Genomic DNA, 24,631 nt, shown 5'->3' with positions numbered 1-24,631 from the left:
TCAGTGCTTGCGGTGCCAGCGGGGCGAGGTGGCACGCTCCCCCCAGGGGGTCATGCAGGGCAGCAGGGCCCCTTCGATGACGTCCTCATGGCTCGCCAGCGCCAGGGCAATCTTCTCGTGGAGCAGGCGCAGCAGGTTCTTCTCCTGGCCCGCCAGGGAGTGGCCCGCGGCGAAATACTCCTGCTGATGTTGCAGCGCCAGCTTCTGGGCAAACTCATAGGTGTTGAAACTGTCCGGCATGCGCGCGATCACGTCATCCAGCCGGGCCAGCAAGCTATGCAATTCCCTGGTCATGTGCGGTTCTCCCTCCGAGTTGGCAACTCACAATTACCCCTTATTGGATAGAAGACCAATCCGAATGCCTCAAAAATGGGAGCCCGGACACAGTTCCGGGCAACGCTGCCCACTGGCAGCCACCCTCTGCCCTCGCCCGGTTTACAAGTCGGCAACGAATCGCTAGATTTGGACCGACTAATCAGTCGGTCACTTTTCGTGCGGAGCATGCCATGGACACCACCGTCACCCCCGCCTCACCGGACAAGTTTTCCCTCCCCGAGCAGCTGCATCGGCTCAGGCAGGCCAGCCAGGCCACCCCCATGCCGGATCTGGCGTCCCGCCTCGCCAGACTTGACGCCCTCAAGCAGGGGCTGCTGCGCCACAAGCAGGCACTGTGTCAGGCCCTGGCCCGGGACTACGGCCAGCGCAGCGATTACGACAGCCTGATCGCCGATGTGCTCCCCTGCGTCATGCAGATCAACTACACCCTGAAACGGCTCAAGGGGTGGATGAAACCGGAGCGCCGTCATTCCGGCCTGCTGCTGGCCCCCGCCAGGGTCGAGGTGCACTATCAGCCCCTCGGCGTGGTCGGCATCATGGTGCCCTGGAATTTCCCGGTGATGCTGAGCCTCGGGCCCCTCATCGGCGCCCTCGCCGCCGGCAACCGCGCCATGATCAAGCTCTCCGAGTTCACCCCTCACACCAACGCCGTGCTGCGCTCCCTGCTCGATGAGGCCCTCGGCGGTGACGAGGTGGTGGTCATCGAGGGGGATGCGGGGATCGCGGCCGCCTTCAGCGCCCTCCCCTTCGACCATCTCATCTTCACCGGCTCCACAGCGGTGGGTCGGCTGGTGATGGCCGCGGCCGCCCCCCAGCTCACCCCCCTCACCCTGGAGCTCGGCGGCAAGAGCCCCTGTCTCATCGCCCCCGACATGCCCCTGGCCCTGGCGGTGGAGCGGATGATCTTCGGCAAGAGCCTCAACGCCGGCCAGATCTGCGTGGCCCCCGACTACGTGCTGCTGCCGAGGGGGCAGGAGCAGGCCTTCATCGAGGCCTATCAGGCCCATTTTCGCCGCCTCTACCCTCAGGGGCTCGAGAGCCCGGATTATGGCGCCATCATCAACGCTCCCCAGTACGAGCGGCTCACCGCCTGGCTGGAAGAGGCGAGGCAGGCCGGCGCCCAGACCCACCCCTGCGTCACGCCCGCCCGGGATGACGCCACCCGCAAGCTGGTGCCCCACCTGCTGACCGAGGTGCCCGGCCACTGCCAGGTGATGCAGCAGGAGATCTTCGGCCCCCTGCTGCCCCTGGTGCCCTATGACGACATCGAGGAGGCCCTGGCCTATGTGGCGGCCCGGCCCCGCCCCCTGGCGCTCTATCTGATGAGCCTGGACGAGACGCTGCAACGCCGCCTCATCCGGGAGACCCACGCCGGGGGCATGGCCATCAACGAGAGCCTGTTCCAGGTGGCGGCGGACGATGCCCCCTTCGGCGGCATCGGTCCCTCCGGCATGGGCCACTATCACGGCCGCGAGGGGTTTCTCACCTTCTCCAAGGCGAAAACCGTGCTGCGCCGCGGACGCTTCAGCACAGGCTCCCTCATTCACCCCCCCTATCGGCGCTGGTACCAGCGGCTGATGATGGCCCTGTTCCTGCGCTAGGAGGCGAGATGCGAGAAACCATGACCGACAAACGCCGCCAGATCCTGGATGCCGCCCTGGCCCTGTGCGCGGAGGATGGCCTGCAGGGCGCCGCCACCGCCCGCATCGCCAAGGCGGCCGGGGTGGCCAATGGCACCCTGTTTCATCACTTTCCCAGCAAGGAGGTGCTGATCCAGAGCCTCTACCAGGACATCAAGCTGCGCCTTGGCGCCGCCATCACCGAGGCCGATGCCGCCCTGCCGCTCCAGGAGCAGGCCCGCCACTACTGGCACCAGGCCATGGGCTGGATGCAGGCTCACCCCCGTGAGCTCAGGTTCGTGCTGGGCTTTTTCCACTCCCCCCTGCTGGCCCGCCCCCTGCGCAGCCAGATCCTGGCGGAGACCCTGCATTTTCTGCCGAGCCTGCTCGCCCGGGGCCAGACCAGCGGCGAGCTGATGTCGGCCCCGCCTGCCTTGATGCTGGAGGTGTGCCAGGGCCAGTTTCTGGCCTGCGCCTCCCTCTTTGTCGATCAGCCTGAACTGGGAGAAGACCCCCACTGGCAGGAGAGCGCCTTCACCCTCTTCTGGTCCGCCATCAGCGGAGGTTCTCATGCGCCCTGACGCCCTGCTTGCCACCGGCAGGCGCCTCTGGATTGGCAGCCTGCTCTGGATCATCGGCCGCACCCTGTGCCGCGCCGCCCGGGTCGACGAGGCGGTGCGCCGCGAGCTTGCCCCCCTGCCGGACGGCCTCACCATCAGGCTCGAGGTAAACGGCATGACCCGGGGGCTGAGTCTCTACAAGTTCGCGGGGCGCTGGCACTGCGGTGAGGAGGCTGGCAGGGCGCATTCGACCTGTGCCCATGACGGCCCCCACCCCCTGCGGGTGCGCTTCAAGCACCCCGCCGTCGCCTTTCGCGCCCTCAGTTTTCGCCTCGGCATCAACCAGGCCTTTTGCGAAAACCGGCTGCTGGTGGAGGGGGATCTCGACGCGGCCATGCACCTGGTGCGAGCGCTTGAGCAGTTGCAGAGCCTCATCCTGCCCGCCTTCATCGCGCGGCCCCTGCTTCGCCACTACCCGGACCCGCATCGCAAGCTCGCGCGGGCCTGCCACATCTATCTGGGTCTGCTGACCGGTTGAACACGAGGAGAACGGGATGAGCCGTTATTACGATTTTTTCTGCCCGGTCAAGCTGATGGCGGGGGAGCAGGCACTGGAACAGTTGCCGGATGCCTTGAGGGGATTGGGAGCTGGCCGCCCGCTGCTGCTCACCGACAAGGGGGTCAGCGGCAGCGGGCTCGCCACCCTGCTGGCCCATGTGATGGCCGAAGGGGCCTTGCCGGTCGCCGCCATCTGGGACGAGATCCCGGCGGACTCCTCCACCGCCGTGGTGGAGCGGATCGCACGCCACTACCGGGAGCTGGGCTGTGACAGCCTGCTGGCCCTTGGCGGCGGCTCCGTCATCGACACCGCCAAGGCGGTGAACATACTGGCGACCCTGGGGGGCGAGCGGCTGCTCGATTATGCAGGAGCGGATTGCCTGACCCGTCCCCTCAACCCCCTGGCGGTGGTCCCCACCACGGCGGGGACCGGCTCCGAAGTGACCCTGGTGGCGGTGATCAAGGATGAAGGGAGCGGGCGCAAGGTGCCCTTCACCTCCCCCTTCCTGCTGCCCCGGCTGGCGGTGCTGGATCCCCGCTTCACCCTGGGGCTGCCGCTGCCCATCACCGCCGCCACCGCCATGGATGCCATGACCCACGCCATCGAGGCCTTCATCGGCAACGGCAAGAACCCGGTCAGTGACGCCCTGGCCCTGATGGCGGTGGAGAAGATTGCCACCGCCCTGCCCAGGGTGCTGGCCCACCCGACGGACAAGGGCCTGCGGCTGCAACTGGCGGAGGGCTCCACCCTGGCGGGCATGGCGTTTTCCAACTCCATGGTGGGGCTGGTGCACGCCCTCGGCCACAGTCTGGGGGCGCGCTGCCACCTGCCCCATGGCCTCTGTATGAACCTCTTCCTGCCCACCGTGCTCGACTACAACCGGCCCGGCATCGACCCCGAGCTGGCCCGCCTGCTGCTGCCGCTGGTGGGGGCCGAGCGCTTTGCCGCAACCCCGGCCGCCGCGCGGGCCCAGGCCGCCATTGAGGCGCTGCAGGCGCTGCGCGATACCTTGTGGCAGGCGGTCAAGCTGCCCCGCACCCTGCGGGAGGCGGGCCTCACCGACAAGGCGCTGCTGCCCGGGATCCGGGATCTCGCCATCAACGACGGCGCCCTGCTCTACAACCGCAAGGATGCGGACAGGGAACAGTTGCTGGCCCTGCTGGAGCGGGCCTGGGAGTAGCAGGCCCCTTGCCCGTCAGACATCGGGGGTGAAGACCCCGGTGGAGAGATAGCGATCCCCCCGATCGCAGATGATCGCCACCACCACCCCCTGCCCGATCTCCGCCGCCACCCGCAAGGCCCCGGCCACGGCGCCACCCGAGCTGACACCACAGCAGATCCCCTCCTCCCGTGCCAGGCGGCGCATCATGACGAGGGACTCGTCGAGCGTCACATCCAGCACCCCATCGACCCGCGCAGGCTCGAAGATGGCGGGCCGGTAGGCCTCGGGCCAGCGGCGAATGCCGGGGATCTGGCTCCCCTCGGCCGGTTGCAGGCCGATCACAGCCACCGCCGGGTTCTGCTCCTTGAGGTAGCGGGAGACCCCCATGATGGTGCCCGTGGTGCCCATGGCCGAGACGAAGTGAGTGACCGCCCCGCCGCTCTGGCGCCAGATCTCGGGGCCGGTGGAGCGGTAGTGGGCATCCGGGTTGGCGGGGTTGTTGAACTGATCGAGCACCAGCCCCTCCCCCCGCGCCTGCATGGCCAGGGCGAGGTCTCGCGCCGCTTCCATGCCCTCTTCCACCAGCACCAGCTCGGCGCCGTAGGCCTGCATGGCGTCGCGCCGCTCCTGGCTCATGTTGCTCGGCATGATGAGTCGCATCCGGTAACCCCGGGACGCCGCCACCATGGCCAGCGCGATGCCGGTATTGCCGGAGGTGGCCTCGATGAGCCGGGCTCCTGGCGCTAAGTGACCACTCGCCTCTGCCTGCCTGATGAGGTTCAGCGCCGCCCTGTCCTTGACGGAGCCGGCGGGGTTGTTGCCCTCCAGCTTCGCCAGCAGGGTGACGCCGGGGTGCGGATTGATGCGGCGCAGCGCCAGCAGCGGGGTGTTGCCTATCAGATCGTCCAGGGTGGCGAAGGCCATGACGGATCCATCCTCTCTCAATGTTCTATACCTTGCCTTGCGACCATTCGCAGGCCGGCCAGTGTAAGCGAGCCCGCCATGGGCGCAAAGAATGGCGTTGGCAAACCCTGTCCGCCATGTTCTGATCTTCCCATTCACCCAGAGAGGACTCCCGATGAGCGACATCCTTCACCAGGCCGATCAGCAGCAGTTTGTCTGCACCGTGGACGGCAAGATCTCCCGCCTTGCCTATCGCCGGCTGGACGCCACCACGGTGGACGCCTACAGCACCCAGGTTCCCCCCGAGCTGCGCGGACAGGGAATCGCCGACAAGCTGGCCCGCCGCTTCTACGACTGGACCCTCTCTGAGGGGCTCACCATAGTGCCGAGCTGCAGCTACATCGACGTCTGGTTGCGCCGCAATGCCGGTTGAAGCCGGGCCGCTGCGGGAGGCGCACCTGCGGGCCTGCACCGAGGCCCTGCTGCGGGCTGATCACCCGCGCATGGATTGCCTCCGGGCTGCGCGGGAGCTGGCTCTGCCCGACTGGGCCCTGGGGGCGGGGTTTGTGCGCAACCTCATCTGGGATCACCTCCATCACAAGGCCGAGCCCACCCCGCTCAACGACATCGATCTTATCTATCTGGACAGCGCTGATCCGACTGGATTGAAGGAGGCCGATCACGAAGCCTGGCTCGCCGCCAGGATGCCGGGCCAGCAGTGGGAGGTGCGCAACCAGGCACGCATGCATCTGCGCCAGCAGGTGCCTCCTTTTGCCAGCTCGCTGTCGGCCCTCAGCCACTGGGTGGAGATACCCACCTGCATCGGGGTCCGCCTGTTGGCAGATGACGGGTTCGAGTGGCTGGCCCCCTACGGCTTTGCCCCCAACTGGTCCCTGGTGGTGAGCCCCAATCCGCGCTGCCGCCAGGAGAGCCGTATCTTTAGCGAACGGGTCAGGGCCAAGGAGTGGCAACGCATCTGGCCTGACCTTGTGGTGAACTGGCCATGAGCGGATTGCAAAGGGCCGACGACCTTGGGCACACTAAGAAAAAGATGTTTGTAACTCAATGGGTTAAATAATGCGCGACTTCTTCTCTCTCGAGCGCTGGCTGCCGGGGCTCGCCGCCTTGCTGCAATACCAGCGGGCCTGGCTGATGCCGGATCTTCGCGCTGGCCTCTCGGTCGCGGCCGTGGCCCTGCCCGTGGCCATCGCCTATTCGGAGCTCGCCGGGGTGGGCGCCATCGTCGGCCTCTACTCCTGCATCCTGCCCATGGTGGTGTATGCCCTCTTTGGCACCTCCCGTCAGCTCATCGTCGGTCCGGATGCCGCCACCTGCGCGGTGATCGCCGCCGTGGTAACGCCGCTCGCCGCCGGGGATCCCACCCGTCACTGGCAACTGGTGATGACCATGACCGCCATGACCGGCTTCTGGTGCCTCATCGCCAGCCGCTTCAAGCTGGGGGTGCTGGCAGACTTTCTCTCCCGCCCCATCCTGATGGGGCTGCTCAACGGGGTGGCCATCACCATCATGGTGGGCCAGCTCTCCAAGATCTTCGGCTTCACCTTCAGCGAGCGCTACCTGATAGAGCGGATCCTGAACGGCACCAGCTACATTACCCAGACCCATCTGCCCACCCTGGCCATGAGCCTGACGGCCCTGCTCACCCTGCTGCTGGCCAAGCGCTACAGACCGGCCTGGCCCTCCTCCATGGTGGCCATGGTGGTGACGGCGGCCCTGGTGTGGCTGTTCAATCTCGGCCGCGTCGACATCGCCACCCTGGGGACCATCGGCTCGGGGCTGCCCGCCTTCCAGATGCCGGACTTTCCCCCCGGGCTTATCCGTGAGCTGGTGCTGCCCGCCCTCAACCTCGCCATGGTGAGCTTCGTCTCCATGATGCTCACCGCCCGCAGCTTCGCCGCCAAGAATGGCTACGAGATTGATGCGGACAAGGAGTTTAGGGCGCTGGGCATGGCGAACCTGGCCGCCGCCGCCTCCCAGGGGTTTGCCATCAGCGGGGCGGATTCGCGCACCGCGGTGAACGACGCCAACGGCGGCAAGAGCCAGCTGGTCTCCATCATCGCCGCCGCCGTCATCGCCCTGGTCACCTTCTACCTGACGGCGCCGCTGCAATACATTCCCACCGCCGCCCTCGGCGTGGTGCTGGTGATGGCCTCCCTGTCGCTCACGGATTTTCGCGGCCTCTGGGCCCTGCGCGACTCGGATCGCGCCGCCTTCTGGCTCGCCCTGGTGACCTTTGTCAGCGTGCTCACCATGGGGGTCATTCCGGGCATCACCCTCGCTGTCCTGCTGGGGCTGTTCCAGTTCCTGCGCAACGTGATGCGCCCCACCGACCAGCTGCTCGGCATGGACGACGAGGGCGTGGTGCGCACCCTGGGGGACAACGAGCAGGCCAAGGCGATTCCCGGCATCCTGGTCTACCGCTTCAACTCCCCGCTCACCTACTTCAACGCCCCCTACTTCAAGCGGCGGGTACTGGCACTGCTGGTGCAGGATCCCCACAATCCCAGGTGTCTGGTGGTGGATGCGGTGGCCTGTTTCACCCATCAGGACATCAGCGTGATGAGCATGGTGGGAGAGCTGCACAAGGAGCTCAAGCGGCGCGGCATCCACATGGTGATGGCCGGTCGTCACGGCCAGATGAGCCAGTGGTTCAAGCAGGCGGGGATCCGGGTCGGCGAGGATGGCATCATCCTCTGCCCCGACATGTACCAGGCCCTGCGCATGACCCGCTGCTACCGGGAGCCGGTGTTCCGGGACGACGAGGGGGTGGAGAGCACCACGGATGCCCTGCTCACCCGCTGGCCGCACGATGACGACCTGCCCGACTCGGCGCGCCTCACCCGCCCCAGCGAGCAGGAGGCCGGCGCCACGCCGGTCTGAGACACATCCCCTGGTCACAGGCCCCCTCCTCCTGCGACCAGGATTGCACCCCGCCCCCGCTTGGTGTTAAATGCCCCTCCAGTTGGCCCTGACGAGGGCCATCGCCAGCACCTGGATATCCCATGCAGACTCAATCCCACGCGGGCCCGGGCTCCCTCTTCGCCCTGACCTGGCCACTGTTCATCGATCTGGCCCTTCACTTTCTGACCGGGGCCCTCAACACCTTCATGGTGGGCCACGTCTCCTATCAGGGGGTGGCGGCCCTCGCGGTGGGCAACCAGGTCTTCGATCTCGCCATCACCCTGTTCAGCTTCGTCAGCATCGGCACCAGCGTGGTGATCACCCAGTATCTGGGGGCGGGAGACAAGGAAAAAGCCCGCGTCGTCATCCACACCGCCATCGGCTTCAACCTGCTGGTGGGACTGGTGGCCGCGGTCGGCGTCATGGCGGGGGCCAGCACCATGCTGGCGCTGATGAACCTGCCTGCCCACCTGATGAGCGATGGCAGCCTCTACCTGCAGATCATCGGGCTTTGCCTGCTGCCGGAGGCGGCGGCCCTCTGTCTGGCCGCCACCCTGCGTGCCCACGGCCACACCCGCCAGGCCATGTACGTGACCCTCATCGTCAACCTCATCACCTTCGTCGGCAACCTGCTGCTGCTCTATGGCTGGTTCGGCCTGCCCCAGCTCGGGGTCGCCGGGGTCGCCATCAGCACGGTGGCCGGGCGCATCGTCGGGGTGGTGCTGCTGGTATGGCTGGTGGCGCGCAAGACCGGCATCCGGCTGCGTCTGCCCGAGATCGTCCGCCCAAGCCGCGCCATACTGGACAAGGTGCTGCACATCGGGCTGCCAGCGGCGGGGGAGAACCTCTCCTGGATGCTGCAGTTCATGGTGGTGACCGCCTTCGTCGGCCTGCTCGGCGACAAGGCGCTGGCGACCCAGTCCTACTTCTTCCAGATCTGCCTGTTCATCCTGCTGTTCGGCCTCTCCATCGGCCTTGGCAACGAGATCATCATCGGCCACCTGGCGGGGGCCCGACGCTTCGATCAAGCCTATCGCCAACTGATGAAGAGCCTGAAACTCGGCCTCATCGTCACCGCCGCCATCGCCATCGCCGCCGCCCTCAACGGCCGCGCCATCATCAGCCTGTTCACCGACGACGCCGACATCATCACCCAGGTGGCGCAGCTCTTCCTCATCAGCCTCATCCTCGAACCCGGTCGCACCTTCAATCTGGTGGTGATCAACGCCCTGCGCGCCACCGGGGATGCCCGTTTCCCGCTCTACATGGCGCTCGTCTCCATGTGGGGCATTGCCGTTCCCCTGGCCTATTTCCTTGGTATCATGCAGGGCTATGGCCTGGTAGGCATCTGGCTGGCCCTCGCCTGCGACGAGTGGGTGCGCGGTCTGGCCATGTTCTGGCGCTGGCGCAGTCGTCGCTGGCAAAACAAAATTCTTGTCGAAACATAAGCGGAATCACCATGAAGAAAATCGGACTCTTGTTGACGGCCATCCTGCTCAGCCCGCTCGCCATGGCGCAAACCGCCCCGGCGACCCCCAAGGCGCAGGCTCCCCAGACCTGGTATGTGGCCCCCATCGTCATCGACGAGACCAGCGAAGCCCAGAAGGCCCTGACCAAGGAGTTCACGGCCCAGATGATCAAGACCATCAAGATCAACGAGTACCAGACCGGCAAGGCGGTGGGCAAGACCAAATCGCCCAAGTGGCTGATCCGCACCAAGCTGATGCCCGCAAGCCAAGAGCCCCTGGTCGGCAAGAAGCACCCGCAGGGCCTCACCTACGGCAAGGGCATCCCCACCCAGGAGATCGTCGGCGAGCTCATCATGAACGGCACCCTGGTGGCCCACATCGGTCAGGGCTGGCGCGAACCCATCGTGCCGGGCACACCGGTGGCGGAGAAGATCTCCATCGCCAACTACCAGTACGCCATCGGCAACGAGGCCAAGGCGCCGGATCTGGAAGAGCTGGCGGCGCAGATCGGTTTCGAGGCAGGCAAGGTGATTGCCAGAGACGGCAAGCCCCTGCCCGAGAAGAAAAAGAAAAAAGAGTAAACGGCTCACCCGTTTCCAGTCAGGGGCCTCGCGCCCCTTTCTGTTGCCCGCCCCGTTGCAGACCCCCTCTCCCGAATGTGAAGCGGATCCCGCTTCTTTCCTCTGCTGCCCCAGGGTCAGCAGGCAATCATCTTGTAATTCAAACAGTTAAAAATCGCCCTTCCCATGCAGCAAATCCGTGGCCCCGAATTGGATCGGGATCACGTTTCTCCCCGGCAGTAAGGGGTACTTTGGTCTTGCAGGCACAATCAAACGACAACAAGGAGGCTTCATTACATGTTTCCGGAGTACAGAGATCTCATCTCGAAACTGAAGAGCAGTGATGTCCATTTCCAGAAGAAGTTTGACTTGCACAACGACCTGGATGCGGAGATCAGAAAGCTGGAGAAACACCACGCCAGCGACTACAGCTCCGAGGTGAAGGATCTGAAAAAACAGAAACTTAAACTGAAAGAGGAGATATACGACATCCTCAAACAACATCCACACTAGACGCCTCGACGAATACCTGGATAAGCAACTTATCCTGCCAGCCCGGCCCGACGCCGGGCTTTTTGTTGGCTGCTCACGAGGCGCGGCAACGGCCACTTCCCTTGGCACCGGAAAACGAAGCGGGCCAATGGCCCGCTTTGTCTTACCTGTTTCATCCCATGATCACACCGGCGGATGGAACTGGCTGGCTTCGCGGGTGGCCATCTCCTCGTAGGTGGCCCACTTCTGCCACGCCACTTGTTGCGCTACCTGCATCAGCCGCTGTGCCTCTTCCGGGTGGCTCTGGGCCAGCACCCGATAACGGGTCTCCTCCTGCCGATATTCGGCAAGGGGGATGGAGGGGCGCAGGCTGTCGAGGCTGAAGGGGTTCTGCCCGGCGCTGCGCAGTACCGGGTTGTAGCGCATCAGCGGCCAGTGGCCCGAATCGACCGCACGCTTCTGTTGGGCCAATCCCTGCTCCATGTCGATGCCGTGGGCGATGCAGTGGCTGTAGGCGATGATAAGGGACGGGCCCGGATAGGCTTCGGCCTCACGCAACGCTTGTAGCGCCTGCTGCGGGTTGGCACCAAAGGCGATGCGGGCCACATAGACGTTGCCGTAGGAGATGGCCTGCAGCGCCACATCCTTCTTGGCCAGCGTCTTGCCCCCCGCCGCGAACTTGGCGACGGCGCCGAGCGGCGTCGATTTCGACATCTGACCGCCGGTGTTGGAGTAGACCTCGGTATCCATCACCAGCACGTTCACGTCGCGCCCGGAGGCGAGCACATGGTCGAGCCCCGCCGAGCCGATGTCATAGGCCCAGCCATCGCCGCCCACTATCCAGACCGAGCGGCGCACCAGCTGATCAATCAAGGAGAGCAGCTCGCGGGCCTTGCCGGATTTCACCTCTTCCAGCCGCTCCCGCACTTGCGCGACCCGGGTACGCTGGGCGCGGATCTCCGATTCCAGCCGCTGGGGGGCGCTGATCAGCGACTCGACTAGCTCTGGGCCCAGCTCCCCCTTCATCGCCTGCAAAGCCGCCACCGCCTGACCGTGATGCTGATCGGCAGTGAGACGAAAACCAAAGCCAAACTCGGCGTTGTCCTCAAACAGGGAGTTCGACCAGGCCGGCCCCTTCCCTTCGCCGTTTTTGGCCCAGGGGGTGGTCGGCAGGTTGCCGCCGTAGATGGAGGAGCAGCCGGTGGCGTTGGCCACCAGCATGCGATCGCCAAACAACTGGGTCAGCAGCTTGAGGTAGGGGGTCTCGCCACAACCGGCGCAGGCGCCGGAGAACTCGAACAGGGGTTCGAGGAACTGGGTACCGCGCACGGTGGAAAAATCCACCCGCTCGCGAGCAGGCCAGGGCAGACTCTCGAACCAGCGCAGCGCCTGTTTCTGACCAGCCAGATGGGGGGCCTTGTCCATCATGGCGATGGCGCGCTCGCCCTCGTGTTCCTCATCAGCCCCGGCCCGCACCGGACAAGCCTGCACGCACTGGCCACAACCGGTGCAATCCTCCGGATAGAGTTGCAATGTGTAGCGGCTGTCGGGGAAACCCCTGGCGGTGACGGGCACCGACTGCGCTGCCTCGGGGGCCGTTGCCAGCCAGTCCTGATGGTAGAACTTGGCCCGCAGCGCCCCATGGGGGCAAACAAAGACGCAGTTGCCACACTGGATGCAGATATCGGAGTGCCAGATGGGGATCTCGCGGGCGATATCCCGCTTCTCGAAGCGGCTGGTGGCGGTGGGGTAAGTGCCATCCACCGGCAGCATGGAGACCGGGATGCGATCGCCGCGCCCCGCCAGCATCGGGCCTGTGACCCGCTGGACAAATTCGCTGCCACCCGGTGCCAGTGGCAGCGGATAGTCGCTGATCTGCTCCTCACCGGCCGGGATGGCCACCTGATGGAGATGAGCCAGAGTGTCGTCCACCGCCGCGAAGTTGCGCTCGACCACCTCGGGCCCCTTGCGGGCATAGCTCTTCTCAATGCTCTCCTTGATCAGCGCAATCGCCTCATCCCGCGGCAAGATGCCAGCCAGGGCGAAGAAGCAGGTCTGCATGATGGTGTTGATACGATTGCCCATGCCGTTGCGCTCGGCCACCCGATCGCCGTCGATGCAATAGAGCCGGATATCGAGGGCGCGGATGCGGGCGCGCAGCCGCTCGGGCAGCTCGCCCCAGACCCGCTCAGGCTCATAGGGAGCATTGAGCAGCAGGGTCGCCCCTTCGGCGGCATGCTCCAGCAGATCCACTGACTCGACAAAGTCCCACTGGTGGCAGCCGATAAAGCTCGCCTGCTCGACAAGCCAGGGGGCATCGATGGGCTCGGGGCCAAAGCGCAGGTGGGAGACGGTGCGCGAGCCCGACTTCTTGGAGTCGTAGACGAAGTAGCCCTGAGCGTGGAAGCCCTCCAGCTCGCCGATGATCTTGATGCTGTTCTTGTTGGCGCCCACAGTGCCATCGGCACCGAGGCCGAAGAAGAGCGCCCGCACCCGGCTAGGGGGTTCGAGATCGCCGATGGGGTGCCAGGCCAGACTGAGGCCCGACACATCATCCACAATCCCCACCGTAAAGCGGGGGCGCGGCGCATCGGAGGCCAGCTCCTCAAACACGGCCGCGCACATGGCGGGGGTGAACTCCTTGGAAGAGAGGCCGTAGCGACCGCCGCTCAGCCAGGGCAGCCGCTTGATAAGGCCGCGCTGCAAACCGTCGATGAGGGCGCTCTGCACATCCAGCAGCAGCGGCTCGCCGCCCGCCCCCGGCTCCTTGGTGCGATCCAGCACCGCCATGCGCCGCACGCTCGCGGGCAGCGCATCGAGCAGCGCCTGTACCGGGAAGGGGCGATAGAGGCGAATGACCAGCACCCCGGTTTTGCGATCCTGCTGGTTGAGCCAATCTACAGTGGTACGGGCAGTGGCCGCCCCCGAGCCCATCAGCACAATGACGTCGGTGGCATCGAGCGCGCCGTGGTACTCCACCAGCCGGTAGTGACGGCCGGTCAGCTCGCCGAGGCTGTCCATGCACTGCTGCACCCGCGCCGGCACCGCTTCGTAGAAGGGGTTGACGCTTTCGCGGGACTGGAAATAGGTATCCGGGTTCTGGGCGGTGCCGCGCATCACCGGATGATCCGGGTTGAGCGCCCGGGCACGGTGGGCCCGTACCCAGTCGTTGTTGATAAGGGCGCGAATTTCATCTCGATGCAGCGCGACTATCTTGTTCACCTCGTGGGAGGTACGGAATCCGTCGAAGAAGTGGATAAAGGGCACCCGGCATTGCAAGGTGACGCTGTGGGCGACCAAGGCCAGGTCCTGCGCCTCCTGCACCGAGCCGGAGGCGAGCATGGCAAAGCCGGTGCTGCGGGCCGCCATCACATCCTGATGGTCGCCAAAGATCGACAGCCCCTGCGCCGCCAAGGATCGGGCCGCCACATGGAATACCGCCGAGGTCAATTCGCCTGCGATCTTGTACATGTTGGGCAGCATCAGCATCAGCCCCTGACTGGCGGTGAAGGTGGTGGCCAGCGCCCCTGCCTGCAGGGCGCCGTGTACCGTGCCAGCCGCCCCCCCTTCGCTCTGCATCTCTACCACGGTGGGGATGTTACCCCACAGGTTGGTCTGCCCTTCTGCCGCCCAGGCATCGGCCAGTTCGGCCATGGTCGAGCTCGGGGTGATGGGGTAGATGGCACACACTTCGCTCAGCTGATACGCCACCCGGGCCGCGGCTTCGTTGCCGTCGACCATGATCAATTCATGTTTCATTGGGACTCCTCCGGTTGGCGAAGCTCGATGGCGTGACAAGGGCACTGGTCGTGGCAGGCACCGCAGCCGGTGCAGCGCTCGGCATCCACCTGATACCCCAGACCCGGCCCCAGCTTGGCGATGGCCTGCTCGGGGCAGCTGCCGTAGCAGCCGTCACACTCGAAGCAGTTGCCGCAGGAGTAGCAGCGCGCCGCCTCGTAGCGGGCTGCCGTCTCCTCCAGCCCGCCGATGATCTCGCCAAAGTCGTCCCGCGCCGAGGGCGGTTTGACCGGCTGGCTGCTGGCCGGCGCATGGGTCTGGAACCAGAGCTGCAACTGCTCGGGCCCCACCAATGAATAGGAGAGCGGTTTGTGGTAGAGGCGACCGCGCAGCCAGGCATCCATATGGCGCGCCGCCTTCTTGCCGTGGCCGGTGGCGATGGTGACGGTGCGCTCGGAGGGCACCATGTCGCCACCGGCAAAGAGGCCCGGCACATCCGTCATCAGGTTCTCGCCAACCTGTACTACTCCCTCCTTGTTGACCCGCACGCCGGGGATGCTCTCCAGCACAGAGAGGTCGACCTCCTGACCCAGCGCCAGAATGAGGGAGTCCGCTTCGAGGGTTTCAAACTTGCCGGTGGGCACCGGCTTGCCCTCAGCATCCAGCGCCATCACCTCCACCTCGATGTTGGTACTGTCGAGCTGGCGGATAGTGCGCAGCCAGTTGATCTTGATCCCCTCCTCCTCGGCCTCATCGGCTTCAAAAGCGTGGGCTGGCATATGGTCCCGGTCGCGGCGGTAGATGATCATCGCCTCCTCGACCCCGAGGCGACGAGCGGTACGGGCCGCATCCATGGCGGTGTTGCCGCCGCCGTAGATGGCCACCCGCCGTCCCAGTTTTGGCGGTGGCAGTCCTTTCTCTTCGGCCAGACTCGCCTGTTCTAGGAAGCTCACCGCATCGAGGATCTTGCCCGCCTCCCGGGCCGGAATATCGACCCGCTTTGCCAGATGGGCACCGATGGCCATGAAGACGGCGTCAAAGCCCCCCTCGTCACGCGCCTTGAGCACATCCTCCACCTTGTGGTTGAGGGTAAGGGTGACACCGGCCGCGACGATGCGGGCCACCTCCCGATCCAGCACATCGCGAGGCAGGCGGTAGGCGGGAATGCCGAAACGCAGCATGCCGCCCGCCAGCGGCCCTGCCTCGCGGATCTCCACCTGATGGCCGAGCCGATTGAGGTGCCAGGCGCAGGAGAGGCCGGAGGGACCGGCGCCAATGACCAGCACCTTCTTGCCGCTGGCGGGCGCGGGGGGCGCAGGCTGCCAGCCACGGGCCAGCGCCTCGTCGCCAAGGAAGCGCTCGATGGCGTGGATGGAGACGGCATCATCCACCTGGGCACGGTTGCAGGCCGTTTCGCAGGGGTGATAGCAGACCCGCCCGTGGACCGCAGGCAGGGGATTTTCTTCGATGAGAGTCTGCCAGGCCGCCTCAAAGCGGCCTGCTTCGGCCAGGGCGAGCCAGGCCTGGATGTTCTCGCCAGCCGGGCAGGCGTGGTTGCAAGGTGGCAGGGCCGGCCGCCAGACGGGCAGCCGGGTGCGGACCGGGCCTGTTCCCGTTTTCTGGGAGAGATCCGGCTGTGGGGTCATATCCAGTTGTTTGCTCATACATTGCTTTCTTCTTTTTGTGTGACAGGCCCCATCCGAATGCGCTTGATACCGTTTTGCCTGGGCAGACGGTGGCCGGAGAGGGAAGAAGCGAAAGCGTCAGAAACTGGAAGCTGGCCCGATGATGGGCCGTTTTTTGTACGACATGGTGGATCAGGATCAATAAATGTTGCGCTTTATGGGTCGCCCCCTTCACAACCGGATCCCCGTCACACCCCGCAGCCATTCGGGCCTGTCGCCCGAGCCCCCTCGCCGCCCTCGACATGGGCAGCAGGAGAAGATTGCCGCCCGGGGCAGGAATCGTTATCTTCCCCTCTTCACAGGAATCGCCACAGCACAAGGACCAGGACATGCCGACCCTCGCCAGCATACATCTCTACCCCATCAAATCGACGGCAGGCATGCCGCTGGAGCGCGCCCAGGTGACCCAGGAGGGACTTGCCGGGGATCGCCGCTACATGGTGGTCAAACCGGATGGCACCTTTATCACCGCCCGCACCCATCCCCAGTTGCAGCAGGTGGTGGCCACCCCCGTCCAGGGGGGGCTGCAACTGCGCTATCCGGGTCTGCCCCCCCTTGCCCTCATGGAGGCGGCATTCAGTCGCGCCCCTCAGCACACCGGTGTCTGGGGGGATCGCTTTACCGCCCTGCACACCGGGCCCGACGCCGATGAGTGGCTGAGCCGGGTGGCGAGGGAGCCGGTGCGCCTGCTCTGGCTCGGGGAGGCATCCGATCGTTTTCGGGAGAAGACCGGCACCCGGGTGAGCTTTGCGGACGGCTACCCCTTGCTGCTCATCAGCCAGGCTTCCCTTGAGGATCTCAACCTGAGATCCGATGCCTTGCACCAGATGAGCCAGTTTCGTACCAACCTGGTGGCGAGCGGCACCCGCCCCTTCGAAGAGGATGGCTGGAAGCGGATCCGCATCGGCGAGGTGGAGTTTCGGGTGGACAAGCCGTGCAGCCGCTGCATCATGACCACGGTGGAGGCAGGCACGGAGCGCTTCAATGCCCTGAAAGAGCCGCTGGCCACCCTCACCCGCTACCGCCGTGGCGAAGATGGTGAGGTCTATTTCGGCCAGAATCTGGTGGCCCTGAACGAGGGGTGGATTGAGGCGGGCAGCGAGATCGAGGTGCTGGAGCGGGCCCGGGCGCCGGTCTACCCCAACGCGGCCCCGAAAAAGCGGGAGCTGGTGTGCGTCGCCCGGGAACCCCTGGCCCGGGATCTGGAAACCTTCTGGTTCGAGGCCGCCGACGGCGAGCCCCTGCCCGACTACCTGCCTGGCCAGCACCTGCCCATCAGCCTCGATATCAAAAACACACGGGTTCAACGCCGCTACACCCTGAGCTCCACGCCGGAGCGGCCCGAGCGTTACAGCATCAGCGTCAAGAAGCTGGCCGATGGCCGCCTCTCCCCCTGGCTGCACCATGAGCTGCGCGTGGGCGATCACCTGCTGGCCGCCCCCCCGGCCGGCGAGTTTCACTTAGGGTCCGAGCGCAGGCTGCTGCTGCTCTCGGCGGGATCCGGTGTCACCCCCATGCTCTCCATTGCCCGCACTCTGGCACTACGGGGGGAGCTCGGTGACGTCCACTTCATGCACCTGTGTCGCAGCGAGGCGGATATTCCTGCCGCCAGCGAGCTGCACGCCATGGCGCAGCAGGGAATGACCCTCACCCTGATCCTGAGCCAGCCTGACAAACACTGGCAGGGACTCAGCGGCCGTCTGAATGACGATCATCTGGGCCGGATCCGGGATTTGCAGAAGCGGGAGGTGTTCATCTGCGGCCCCCACGGCTTCATGGCCGATGCAGCCAACCGGCTGACCGCCCTCGGCGTACCGGCCGGGCGCATCCGCCAGGAGAGCTTTGGCGGGGCCCTGCTCTCGGTGGCCCGCCCCCATCAGGCGGTGCAACTGCGTATCGGCGAGCGGGAGTTTGCGGGCAACAACCAGGGCACCGTGCTGGATCAGGCCAACAAGCAGGGGGTAGAGCTGCCCTGGAGCTGCCGTGCCGGCATCTGCGGCAGTTGCAAGCAGACCCTGGTCTCGGGCGAGGTGGATCACCCCGATGCCCCCGCCATCAGCGCCGCCGAGCGTGCCGAGGGCAAGATCCTCACCTGCTGCGCCGTGCCCCTGACGGATCTGGTGATCAAATAGGGTGATCGGGGGGCAAAACCCCGTCCCCGGAATGCAAAACGGCTGCCCGAGGGCAGCCGTTTTCTTTAGATGACTGGCTATCAGCCACGCAGGGCGGCGATGCGCTGCTCGATGGGCGGGTGGCTCATGAACAGCTCGCTCATGGAGCGCTTGCCGTTGATGCCGAACGCCATCATGGAACCCTCCATCTGCGGCTCGGCACCGCGGGCGAGACGCTGGAGCGCGGCAATCATCTTGTCGCGGCCGGCCAGCTTGGCAGCACCGGCGTCGGCACGGAACTCGCGCTGACGGCTGAACCACATGACGATGATGGAGGCGAGCACGCCGAACACCATCTCCAGCACGAACACGGTGATCATGTAGGCGAAACCGCCGGTGCTGCTGCTCTCTTCCTCGTTGTTGGAGCTGAAGAAGTTGCTGATAACGCCGGCCACGATGCGAGCGAAGAACATCACGAAGGTGTTCACCACCCCCTGGATCAGGGTCAGGGTCACCATGTCGCCGTTGGCCACGTGGCTCACCTCGTGGGCCAGCACGGCTTCCGCCTCGTCGCGGCTCATGCTGTAGAGCAGACCGGAGGAGACGGCGACGAGGGAGTCGTCACGGCGGGCACCGGTGGCAAAGGCGTTCATCTCGGGGGAGTCGTAGATCCCCACTTCCGGCATCTTGATGCCAGCCTCACGGGCCTGACGGGCAACAGTGCTCACCAGCCAGTGCTCGGTCTCGTTGCGGGGCTGCTCGATGACCTGGACGCCATAGCTGCGCTTGGCCATCCACTTGGACATCAGCAAGGAGATAAAGGAACCCCCAAAACCGAACACGGCACAGAACACCAACAGACCGGAAATGCTGGACTTGTTGATCCCCAGAACCGAGAACAGGATATTGAGTACCACCCCCAGCACCAGCATGACGGCCAGGTTGGTCACCAGGAATAGCATAATTCGCTTCATATTGACTCCTTGTGAGATATGGATGCATGGTTCGGGGCGCCCCAGGGGCGACCGATGCCACACTTGCCCCAGATAATAGACAGACTCGATGAATGTTTGCTGAATGTCTGGCCTCAGAGCAAGGGCGACACATCGAGACAGTGGTGCAAATCCACCTCATTCACCGCGTCCACGAAGGGGAGCTCCCCCAGAAATGGGGCCGGCAACATGGCTTTCAAGGTGTCCAGGTTCTCCTCGTAGCGGCTCATGTGCGGATCCACCCGGTTGATGACCCAGCCCGCCAGGGTCAACCCCTGCTGGCGAATGGCGCTGACGGTGAGCAGGGCATGGTTGAGGCAGCCCAGCCTGGCCCCCACCACCAGGATCACCGGCAGCCGCTCCTGGGCGACCCACTCCGAGAGCAGACGCTGATGATCCAGCGGCAGGAACCAGCCCCCCGCCCCCTCGACAATGACGAGATCGGCCCCAGCTCCCTCAATCTCCCGCAAGCCGGCGGAGAGATCCTCGAAGGGGATGCTCACCCCCCGCTCACGGGCGGCGATATGGGGGGCGATGGGCGGCTCGAAGGCATAGGGATTGACCTGCTCGTAGGGCAGCGCAACCGTGGCCGCCTGCTGCAACAGCAAGGCATCCAGATTGCGCAGCCCCTCCGGGGTGCGGGTGCAGCCCGCCGACACCGGTTTGTACCCGGCGCAGCGAATGCCTCTGGCGGCAAGCGCCAGCAACAGGGTGCGGGCCACCAGGGTCTTGCCCACGTCGGTGTCCGTGCCCGTGATGAAATAGGATGTCCCCATGATGATTCCTCGATGCAGTGCAGGGGCGCAGAGGCGCCCCGATATCCATGGTGAAAGGCAGGCGCGCGTCCTGCCGCTGAAGGGGTGGGTGCGCCGGGTCTTTTTGTGTCAGCGCCGCACCAGGCGCCCGAGGCAGACCTCGTAGCTGGCGGCCAGCAGGCCGTCCGGTTGACGGTGGCGCTCGTAGGCCTCCCCCAGTCGCACCAGGCGCTGGCGATGACCCAGGCCCGCAGACCGCTCGTCGTTGACCTGGCTCGCGCCTATCCCCTTGAGGTCGCGCAGCAGTCCGCTGAGCGCCGGGTAGGCGAGGGACCAGGTCAGCGGGCAGAGTGCCGGGGCCTCGAAGCCCCCGTCACGGGCCGCCTGCTGCAACTGAGGCAACGTCAGGAAGCGATTGACATGGTCACGACCATCCACGGCCCGCCAGGCCTCCCGCAATTGCCACAGTGACCCCGAAAGAAGGGTCGAGAAGAAGACCTGGCCACCGGGTTTGAGCACCCGGTTGAGCTCGGCAAAGGCCTGGGCCGGCCGCTCGCACCACTGCAGGGCCAGGCTGGAGAAGACCCAGTCCAGACTCTGGTCGGCAAAGGGCAGCCCCTCCGCATCGCCGCACACCAGGCGGGCTCCGCTGCCGCGAAGGGCCGCCTGGGCCAGCATGCCGGGAGCGAGATCCAGCCCGGTCAGCGTCTCGCAGCGAGGCGCCAGGGCAGGCAGGAAGAAACCGGTACCGCAGCCCAGATCCAGCCCGGCCCCTGAGCGCACCTCTTTCACGCCCCCCTCGTCCATGCGCGCCAGCAGCGACTGCCCCACCTCCTGCTGGAAGCGGGCGTGGGCGTCGTAGTGGCGGGCCGCCGCCCCGAAGCGGCGGGCGAGCTGTGCCTTGTCCACCGACTGGAAACGCTCATGCACCATGGGCGCCCCCTCTCTCGTCGGTGGATGGGCGGGGTCCCAGAGCCTCGAGCAGGCGATCCACGTCATCTTCGCCATGGGCGGCGCACAGGGTGATGCGAAGGCGCGCCGTGCCGAGCGGCACCGTGGGTGGGCGGATGGCGCCGGCCCAGACACCGCACTCCCGCAGGCGCTCGGCCAGTTGCAGGGCAGCGACGCTCTCCCCCACCAGCAGCGGCTGGATGGGGGTATCGCTTGCCCCAAGCCGCCAGCCGAGCGCCTGCGCCCCCTGCCGGAACCGGGCGACAAGGCGAGCCAGATGGGCACGGGCCTCGTCGGCTACGCGTACCAGCTCGATGCTCTGGCGCACGGCGCACGCCTGGGCGGGGGGCATATGGGTGCTGTAGACATAGTGGCGGGCAAAATTGACCAGGTACTCCACCAGCTCGCGACTGCCCCCCACAAAGGCGCCGGCCACCCCGAGCGCCTTGCCGAAGGTCCCCATCTGGATGTGCACGCTGGCAGGAGCAACCCCCTGGGCCGCCAGGGTGCCGCGCCCCTCGGCACCCAGCACGCCGAGGCCGTGGGCATCGTCAATCATCAGCCAGTTGCCGCTTCGGGATGCGAGTGTGGCCAGCTCAGCCCAGGGGGCCTGATCCCCGTCCATGCTGAAGACCCCTTCCGAGACGATCAGGCCCCGGTTTGGCTCAAGCAGCCGCTCAAGGGCCGCCATGTCGTTGTGGCAAAAGCGCTTCATCTTGCAGGGGAGCTGGCTCCCCATCTCCTGCAAGGAGGCGTGGTTGAGCTTGTCCTGCCACAGCAGGTGATCCTTGCCGAGCAGGGCCTTGAGCACCGCCTGATTGGCGGAGAAGCCGCAGTTGAACAGCAGTACCGCCTCCACCCCGAGCCAGTCGGCAAGCGTCTCTTCCAGCTGCTGGTGAGCGCGGCTGTAACCAGTCACCAGGGGCGAGGCACCTGCCCCTGCGCCATATTGCGCCACCCCCGCCGTGAAGGCGGCCTTGATGGCGGGGTGACCCGCAAGGCCCAGGTAGTCGTTGCCAGAGACGTTGAGGTAATCACGCCCCCCGACCCGGATCCGCCCGCCGCTCGCCACATCCACCGGGGTGCGTCGGCGCAGCAGGGTGGCCTGTTCACGCTCGGCCAGCGCCTCCCCCAGGGCAAAGGGGCCGGTAACAACGGGCGTCATCATGGACGGAGGACATCTGCGCGGGAACGGGTGGCATCGTAGAAGAGTTCGCTCGGCTCGCTCTGGCGGTTCACCTCGGCCAGCAGCTCCTCCTCTTGAACCTGATCCGGCTTCTGGGCCCGCTGGGCGGGGCGAATGCCAAGGCGCTTGAAGAGCTGCATGTCGCTGTTCTCGTCCGGATTGGGGGTGGTCAGCAGCTTGCAGCCGTAGAAGATGGAGTTGGCCCCGGCCATAAAACACATGGCCTGCATCTGCTCGTTCATCTTCTCCCGCCCGGCGGAGAGGCGCACGTGGGAGGCCGGCATCATGATGCGCGCCACGGCGATGGTGCGGATAAATTCGAACGGGTCCAGGTTCTCCTGGTTCTCCAGGGGCGTCCCCTTCACCTTGACCAGCATGTTGATGGGCACGCTCTCCGGGTGGCGCGGCAGATTGGCGAGCGCCATCAGGAGGCCCGCACGGTCTTTCGCCTGCTCCCCCATGCCGACGATGCCGCCGGAGCAGACCTTCATGCCGGCACCGCGCACATGCTCCAGGGTGTCGAGCCTGTCCTGATAGGTGCGGGTGGTGATGATGTCGCCGTAGAACTCCGGCGAGGTGTCGAGGTTGTGGTTGTAGTAATCGAGCCCCGCAGCCCCGAGACGCGCCGCCTGATCGGCGGTCAGCATCCCGAGCGTCATGCAGGTCTCCATGCCGAGCCCGCGCACCTCTTCAATCATGCGCAGGATGTAGGGCATGTCCTTCTCTTTCGGGTTGCGCCAGGCCGCCCCCATACAGAAGCGGGACGAGCCGTTGGCCTTGGCCTCCCGGGCCCGCTCCAGCACTTTTTCCACCTCCATCAGCCGCTCGGTCTCGAGCCCGGTGTGGTAGCGAGCGCTCTGGGGACAATATTTGCAATCTTCCGGGCAGGCCCCGGTCTTGATGGAGAGCAGGGTGCTTACCTGCACCTCGTTCGGGTCGAAATGGGCGCGGTGCACCGTCTGGGCCTGGAACAGCAGATCGTTGAATGGCAGGGCAAAGAGATCCTGAACCTCGGACAGGGTCCAGTCGTGACGAAGGGCGTGGGCACCCGTGGTGAGAGCATTCATACATGGCTTCCGGTTGTTATTGGTGGGATCCTGCGCCGCGCTCAAGAGAGCGTTCGCCGCAAGACCCGCCAGCTGGACAGCGCGACGCCAGGGCGTGTGCGAAGCCAAGTGGCTGAAATTGTTGGCTAGTGTAGAGAGCACGCGTAGACTGTCAACACCGACCAGATCAAATCAATTGACAACAGAACATAAAATGACCAATCAAGAATTCGACCTGCACCACGTCTGGCACCCCTATACCTCCCTCACCCATCCCCTGCCCTGCTATGAAGTGGCCAGCGCCAAAGGGGTGACCCTCACCCTGACGGACGGGCGCGAGCTGGTGGATGGCATGAGCTCCTGGTGGGCCTGCGTTCACGGCTATCAGGTGCCGGAACTGGACGCGGCCGCCACCGCCCAGCTCGGCAAGATGTCCCACGTGATGTTTGGCGGCCTGACCCATGCCCCGGCGGTCGAGCTCTGCCGCAAACTGGTGGAAATCACCCCGAAGGGGCTGGATCGGGTCTTTCTGGCGGATTCCGGCTCGGTGGCGGTGGAGGTGGCCCTCAAGATGGCCCAGCAGTACTGGCATGCCAAAGGGACGCCCCGCGCCAAATTCGTTGCCCTTCGGGGCGGCTATCACGGCGACACCTTCGGCGCCATGAGCGTGTGCGACCCGGATGGCGGCATGCACGAGCTCTACCAGGGCTTCCTGCCCGAACACCATTTCGTCGAAGCGCCAAGCTGCCGCTTCCACGCCCAGTGGGACGAGCAGAGCGTGGTGGAGCTGGCCACCCTGGTGGCGGATCATCACGAGGAAATTGCCGCCATCGTGCTCGAACCCATCGTCCAGGGGGCGGGCGGCATGCGCTTCTACCACCCCCGCTACCTGCAGTGGGTGCGCGCCCTGTGCGACGAGTTCGGCGTGCTGCTCATAGCAGATGAAATCGCCACCGGCTTTGGCCGCACAGGCCAGCTCTTTGCCTGCGACTGGGCGGGGATCAGCCCCGACATCATGTGTCTGGGCAAGGCGCTCACCGGTGGCTATCTGACGCTGTCGGCCACGCTCACGACCGAGCATGTGGCTCGTACTGTGTGTGACGGCAAGGCGGGCGTCTTCATGCACGGCCCTACCTTCATGGGCAACCCGCTCGCCTGCGCGGTGGCCAACGCCTCCATCGAGTTGCTGCTCGCCTCCCCGTGGCAGGCGCGGGTGCAAGCCATCGAACACCAACTCAAAACCGAACTGGTGGAGCTGACCCTGCACCCGGCGGTGGCGGATGTGCGGGTGCTCGGCGCCATCGGGGTGGTGGAGATGAAGGAGCGGGTGGACGTGGCGCGCATCCAGCGCAAGTTCGTGGAGCTGGGCGCCTGGATCCGTCCCTTTGGCAAGCTCATCTACCTGATGCCTCCCTTCGTCATCACCCCTGAAGAGCTGCGGGTATTGACCGGCGCCATCCACGAGGCCATCACCATCGGCGAATATTGAGTCCGGATGAACGGGCCCTGCATGAGAACGCAGGGCCTTTTGGCGCTTTTTCATCAGAATGTGAGCAAGACACCAAAACCCGTCCGGCGAGGAGAG

General features: G+C 65.6%; 21 protein-coding genes. 12 read left to right on the top strand and 9 right to left on the bottom strand.

All coding sequences use genetic code 11. The features are described 5' to 3' along the window. On the bottom strand, positions 1-294 hold the full coding sequence (locus ACVDHI_RS09075; protein WP_041212706.1) for a hypothetical protein: 294 nt from the start codon (positions 292-294) through the stop codon (positions 1-3). Between the two features lie 212 nt (positions 295-506). Between ACVDHI_RS09075 and ACVDHI_RS09070 the strand changes: the two genes are divergently transcribed. Genes ACVDHI_RS09070 through ACVDHI_RS09055 form a run of 4 tightly spaced genes read left to right on the top strand, consistent with a single transcriptional unit; the run spans position 507 to position 4,254 of the window. Continuing rightward, positions 507-1,937 carry a coniferyl aldehyde dehydrogenase gene (locus tag ACVDHI_RS09070; RefSeq protein WP_447212005.1) on the top strand — a complete coding sequence of 477 codons (1,431 nt, stop codon included), beginning with the start codon at positions 507-509 and terminating at the stop codon, positions 1,935-1,937. Between the two features lie 8 nt (positions 1,938-1,945). Next, positions 1,946-2,536 carry a TetR/AcrR family transcriptional regulator gene (locus ACVDHI_RS09065; protein WP_202040869.1) on the top strand — a complete coding sequence of 197 codons (591 nt, stop codon included), beginning with the start codon at positions 1,946-1,948 and terminating at the stop codon, positions 2,534-2,536. Next, positions 2,526-3,053: a hypothetical protein gene (locus ACVDHI_RS09060; RefSeq protein ID WP_041212703.1), complete on the top strand. Its 528-nt coding sequence runs from the start codon at positions 2,526-2,528 to the stop codon at positions 3,051-3,053. The genes ACVDHI_RS09065 and ACVDHI_RS09060 overlap by 11 nt, the downstream gene beginning before the upstream one ends. Before the next feature lie 16 nt (positions 3,054-3,069). Next, a complete protein-coding gene (locus ACVDHI_RS09055; protein ID WP_324045048.1) occupies positions 3,070-4,254 on the top strand; it encodes an iron-containing alcohol dehydrogenase in 1,185 nt (394 codons plus the stop codon). A 15-nt stretch (positions 4,255-4,269) separates the two neighbouring features. Here ACVDHI_RS09055 and cysM read toward each other — a convergent pair whose 3' ends face one another. After that, positions 4,270-5,160 (bottom strand): cysteine synthase CysM, encoded by an 891-nt coding sequence (gene cysM / locus ACVDHI_RS09050; RefSeq protein WP_053288625.1) that lies wholly within the window; start codon positions 5,158-5,160, stop codon positions 4,270-4,272. A 154-nt stretch (positions 5,161-5,314) separates the two neighbouring features. Between cysM and ACVDHI_RS09045 the strand changes: the two genes are divergently transcribed. The 6 genes from ACVDHI_RS09045 (at position 5,315) to ACVDHI_RS09020 (ending at position 10,603) form a co-directional block, all read left to right on the top strand. After that, positions 5,315-5,572 (top strand): GNAT family N-acetyltransferase, encoded by a 258-nt coding sequence (locus tag ACVDHI_RS09045; protein ID WP_041215550.1) that lies wholly within the window; start codon positions 5,315-5,317, stop codon positions 5,570-5,572. Continuing rightward, a complete protein-coding gene (locus ACVDHI_RS09040) occupies positions 5,562-6,146 on the top strand; it encodes a nucleotidyltransferase family protein (RefSeq protein ID WP_219596756.1) in 585 nt (194 codons plus the stop codon). Before ACVDHI_RS09045 ends, ACVDHI_RS09040 begins: the two co-directional genes overlap by 11 nt. A gap of 70 nt (positions 6,147-6,216) precedes the next feature. Next, positions 6,217-8,040, top strand: a complete 1,824-nt coding sequence (locus tag ACVDHI_RS09035) for a SulP family inorganic anion transporter (protein ID WP_039039857.1) — start codon at positions 6,217-6,219, stop codon at positions 8,038-8,040. A 122-nt stretch (positions 8,041-8,162) separates the two neighbouring features. Continuing rightward, a complete protein-coding gene (locus ACVDHI_RS09030; RefSeq protein WP_447212004.1) occupies positions 8,163-9,509 on the top strand; it encodes an MATE family efflux transporter in 1,347 nt (448 codons plus the stop codon). Positions 9,510-9,520: 11 nt separating this feature from the next. Further along, positions 9,521-10,111: a hypothetical protein gene (locus ACVDHI_RS09025; RefSeq protein WP_039039859.1), complete on the top strand. Its 591-nt coding sequence runs from the start codon at positions 9,521-9,523 to the stop codon at positions 10,109-10,111. 276 nt (positions 10,112-10,387) lie between these two features. Further along, the gene (locus ACVDHI_RS09020; protein WP_005313020.1) at positions 10,388-10,603 is read left to right on the top strand and encodes a YdcH family protein; all 216 of its coding nucleotides are present in this window, start codon (positions 10,388-10,390) and stop codon (positions 10,601-10,603) included. 162 nt (positions 10,604-10,765) lie between these two features. Here ACVDHI_RS09020 and nifJ read toward each other — a convergent pair whose 3' ends face one another. Both nifJ and ACVDHI_RS09010 read right to left on the bottom strand, forming a co-directional pair. Further along, positions 10,766-14,341: a pyruvate:ferredoxin (flavodoxin) oxidoreductase gene (gene nifJ / locus ACVDHI_RS09015; protein ID WP_447212003.1), complete on the bottom strand. Its 3,576-nt coding sequence runs from the start codon at positions 14,339-14,341 to the stop codon at positions 10,766-10,768. Beyond that, positions 14,338-15,984 carry an NAD(P)-binding protein gene (locus ACVDHI_RS09010; protein WP_447212002.1) on the bottom strand — a complete coding sequence of 549 codons (1,647 nt, stop codon included), beginning with the start codon at positions 15,982-15,984 and terminating at the stop codon, positions 14,338-14,340. The genes nifJ and ACVDHI_RS09010 overlap by 4 nt, the downstream gene beginning before the upstream one ends. 350 nt (positions 15,985-16,334) lie before the next feature. On the opposite strand from ACVDHI_RS09010, the gene ACVDHI_RS09005 reads away from it, so the two are divergent. Beyond that, positions 16,335-18,137, top strand: a complete 1,803-nt coding sequence (locus tag ACVDHI_RS09005; protein ID WP_447212001.1) for an MOSC N-terminal beta barrel domain-containing protein — start codon at positions 16,335-16,337, stop codon at positions 18,135-18,137. An 80-nt stretch (positions 18,138-18,217) separates the two neighbouring features. Here ACVDHI_RS09005 and htpX read toward each other — a convergent pair whose 3' ends face one another. The 5 genes from htpX to bioB form a co-directional block, all read right to left on the bottom strand. After that, positions 18,218-19,090 carry a protease HtpX gene (htpX, locus tag ACVDHI_RS09000; protein ID WP_010674070.1) on the bottom strand — a complete coding sequence of 291 codons (873 nt, stop codon included), beginning with the start codon at positions 19,088-19,090 and terminating at the stop codon, positions 18,218-18,220. Positions 19,091-19,203: 113 nt separating this feature from the next. Next, positions 19,204-19,884: a dethiobiotin synthase gene (gene bioD, locus ACVDHI_RS08995; protein WP_048207283.1), complete on the bottom strand. Its 681-nt coding sequence runs from the start codon at positions 19,882-19,884 to the stop codon at positions 19,204-19,206. A gap of 108 nt (positions 19,885-19,992) precedes the next feature. Next, complete coding sequence (gene bioC, locus ACVDHI_RS08990) at positions 19,993-20,796, bottom strand: malonyl-ACP O-methyltransferase BioC (RefSeq protein WP_041212694.1); 804 nt, start codon at positions 20,794-20,796, stop codon at positions 19,993-19,995. Further along, the gene (gene bioF, locus ACVDHI_RS08985; RefSeq protein ID WP_201925016.1) at positions 20,786-21,982 is read right to left on the bottom strand and encodes an 8-amino-7-oxononanoate synthase; all 1,197 of its coding nucleotides are present in this window, start codon (positions 21,980-21,982) and stop codon (positions 20,786-20,788) included. Before bioF ends, bioC begins: the two co-directional genes overlap by 11 nt. Next, positions 21,979-23,067, bottom strand: a complete 1,089-nt coding sequence (gene bioB, locus ACVDHI_RS08980) for a biotin synthase BioB (protein WP_362777805.1) — start codon at positions 23,065-23,067, stop codon at positions 21,979-21,981. The genes bioF and bioB overlap by 4 nt, the downstream gene beginning before the upstream one ends. 193 nt (positions 23,068-23,260) lie before the next feature. Here bioB and bioA point away from each other — a divergent pair, with 193 nt between their 5' ends. Next, positions 23,261-24,535 carry an adenosylmethionine--8-amino-7-oxononanoate transaminase gene (gene bioA / locus ACVDHI_RS08975; RefSeq protein WP_010674065.1) on the top strand — a complete coding sequence of 425 codons (1,275 nt, stop codon included), beginning with the start codon at positions 23,261-23,263 and terminating at the stop codon, positions 24,533-24,535. Positions 24,536-24,631: the final 96 nt, after the last annotated feature.

The sequence above is a fragment of the Aeromonas sp. 25-248 genome (genome assembly GCF_053005425.1).
This window is presented reverse-complemented; position numbering and strand designations above follow the sequence as displayed.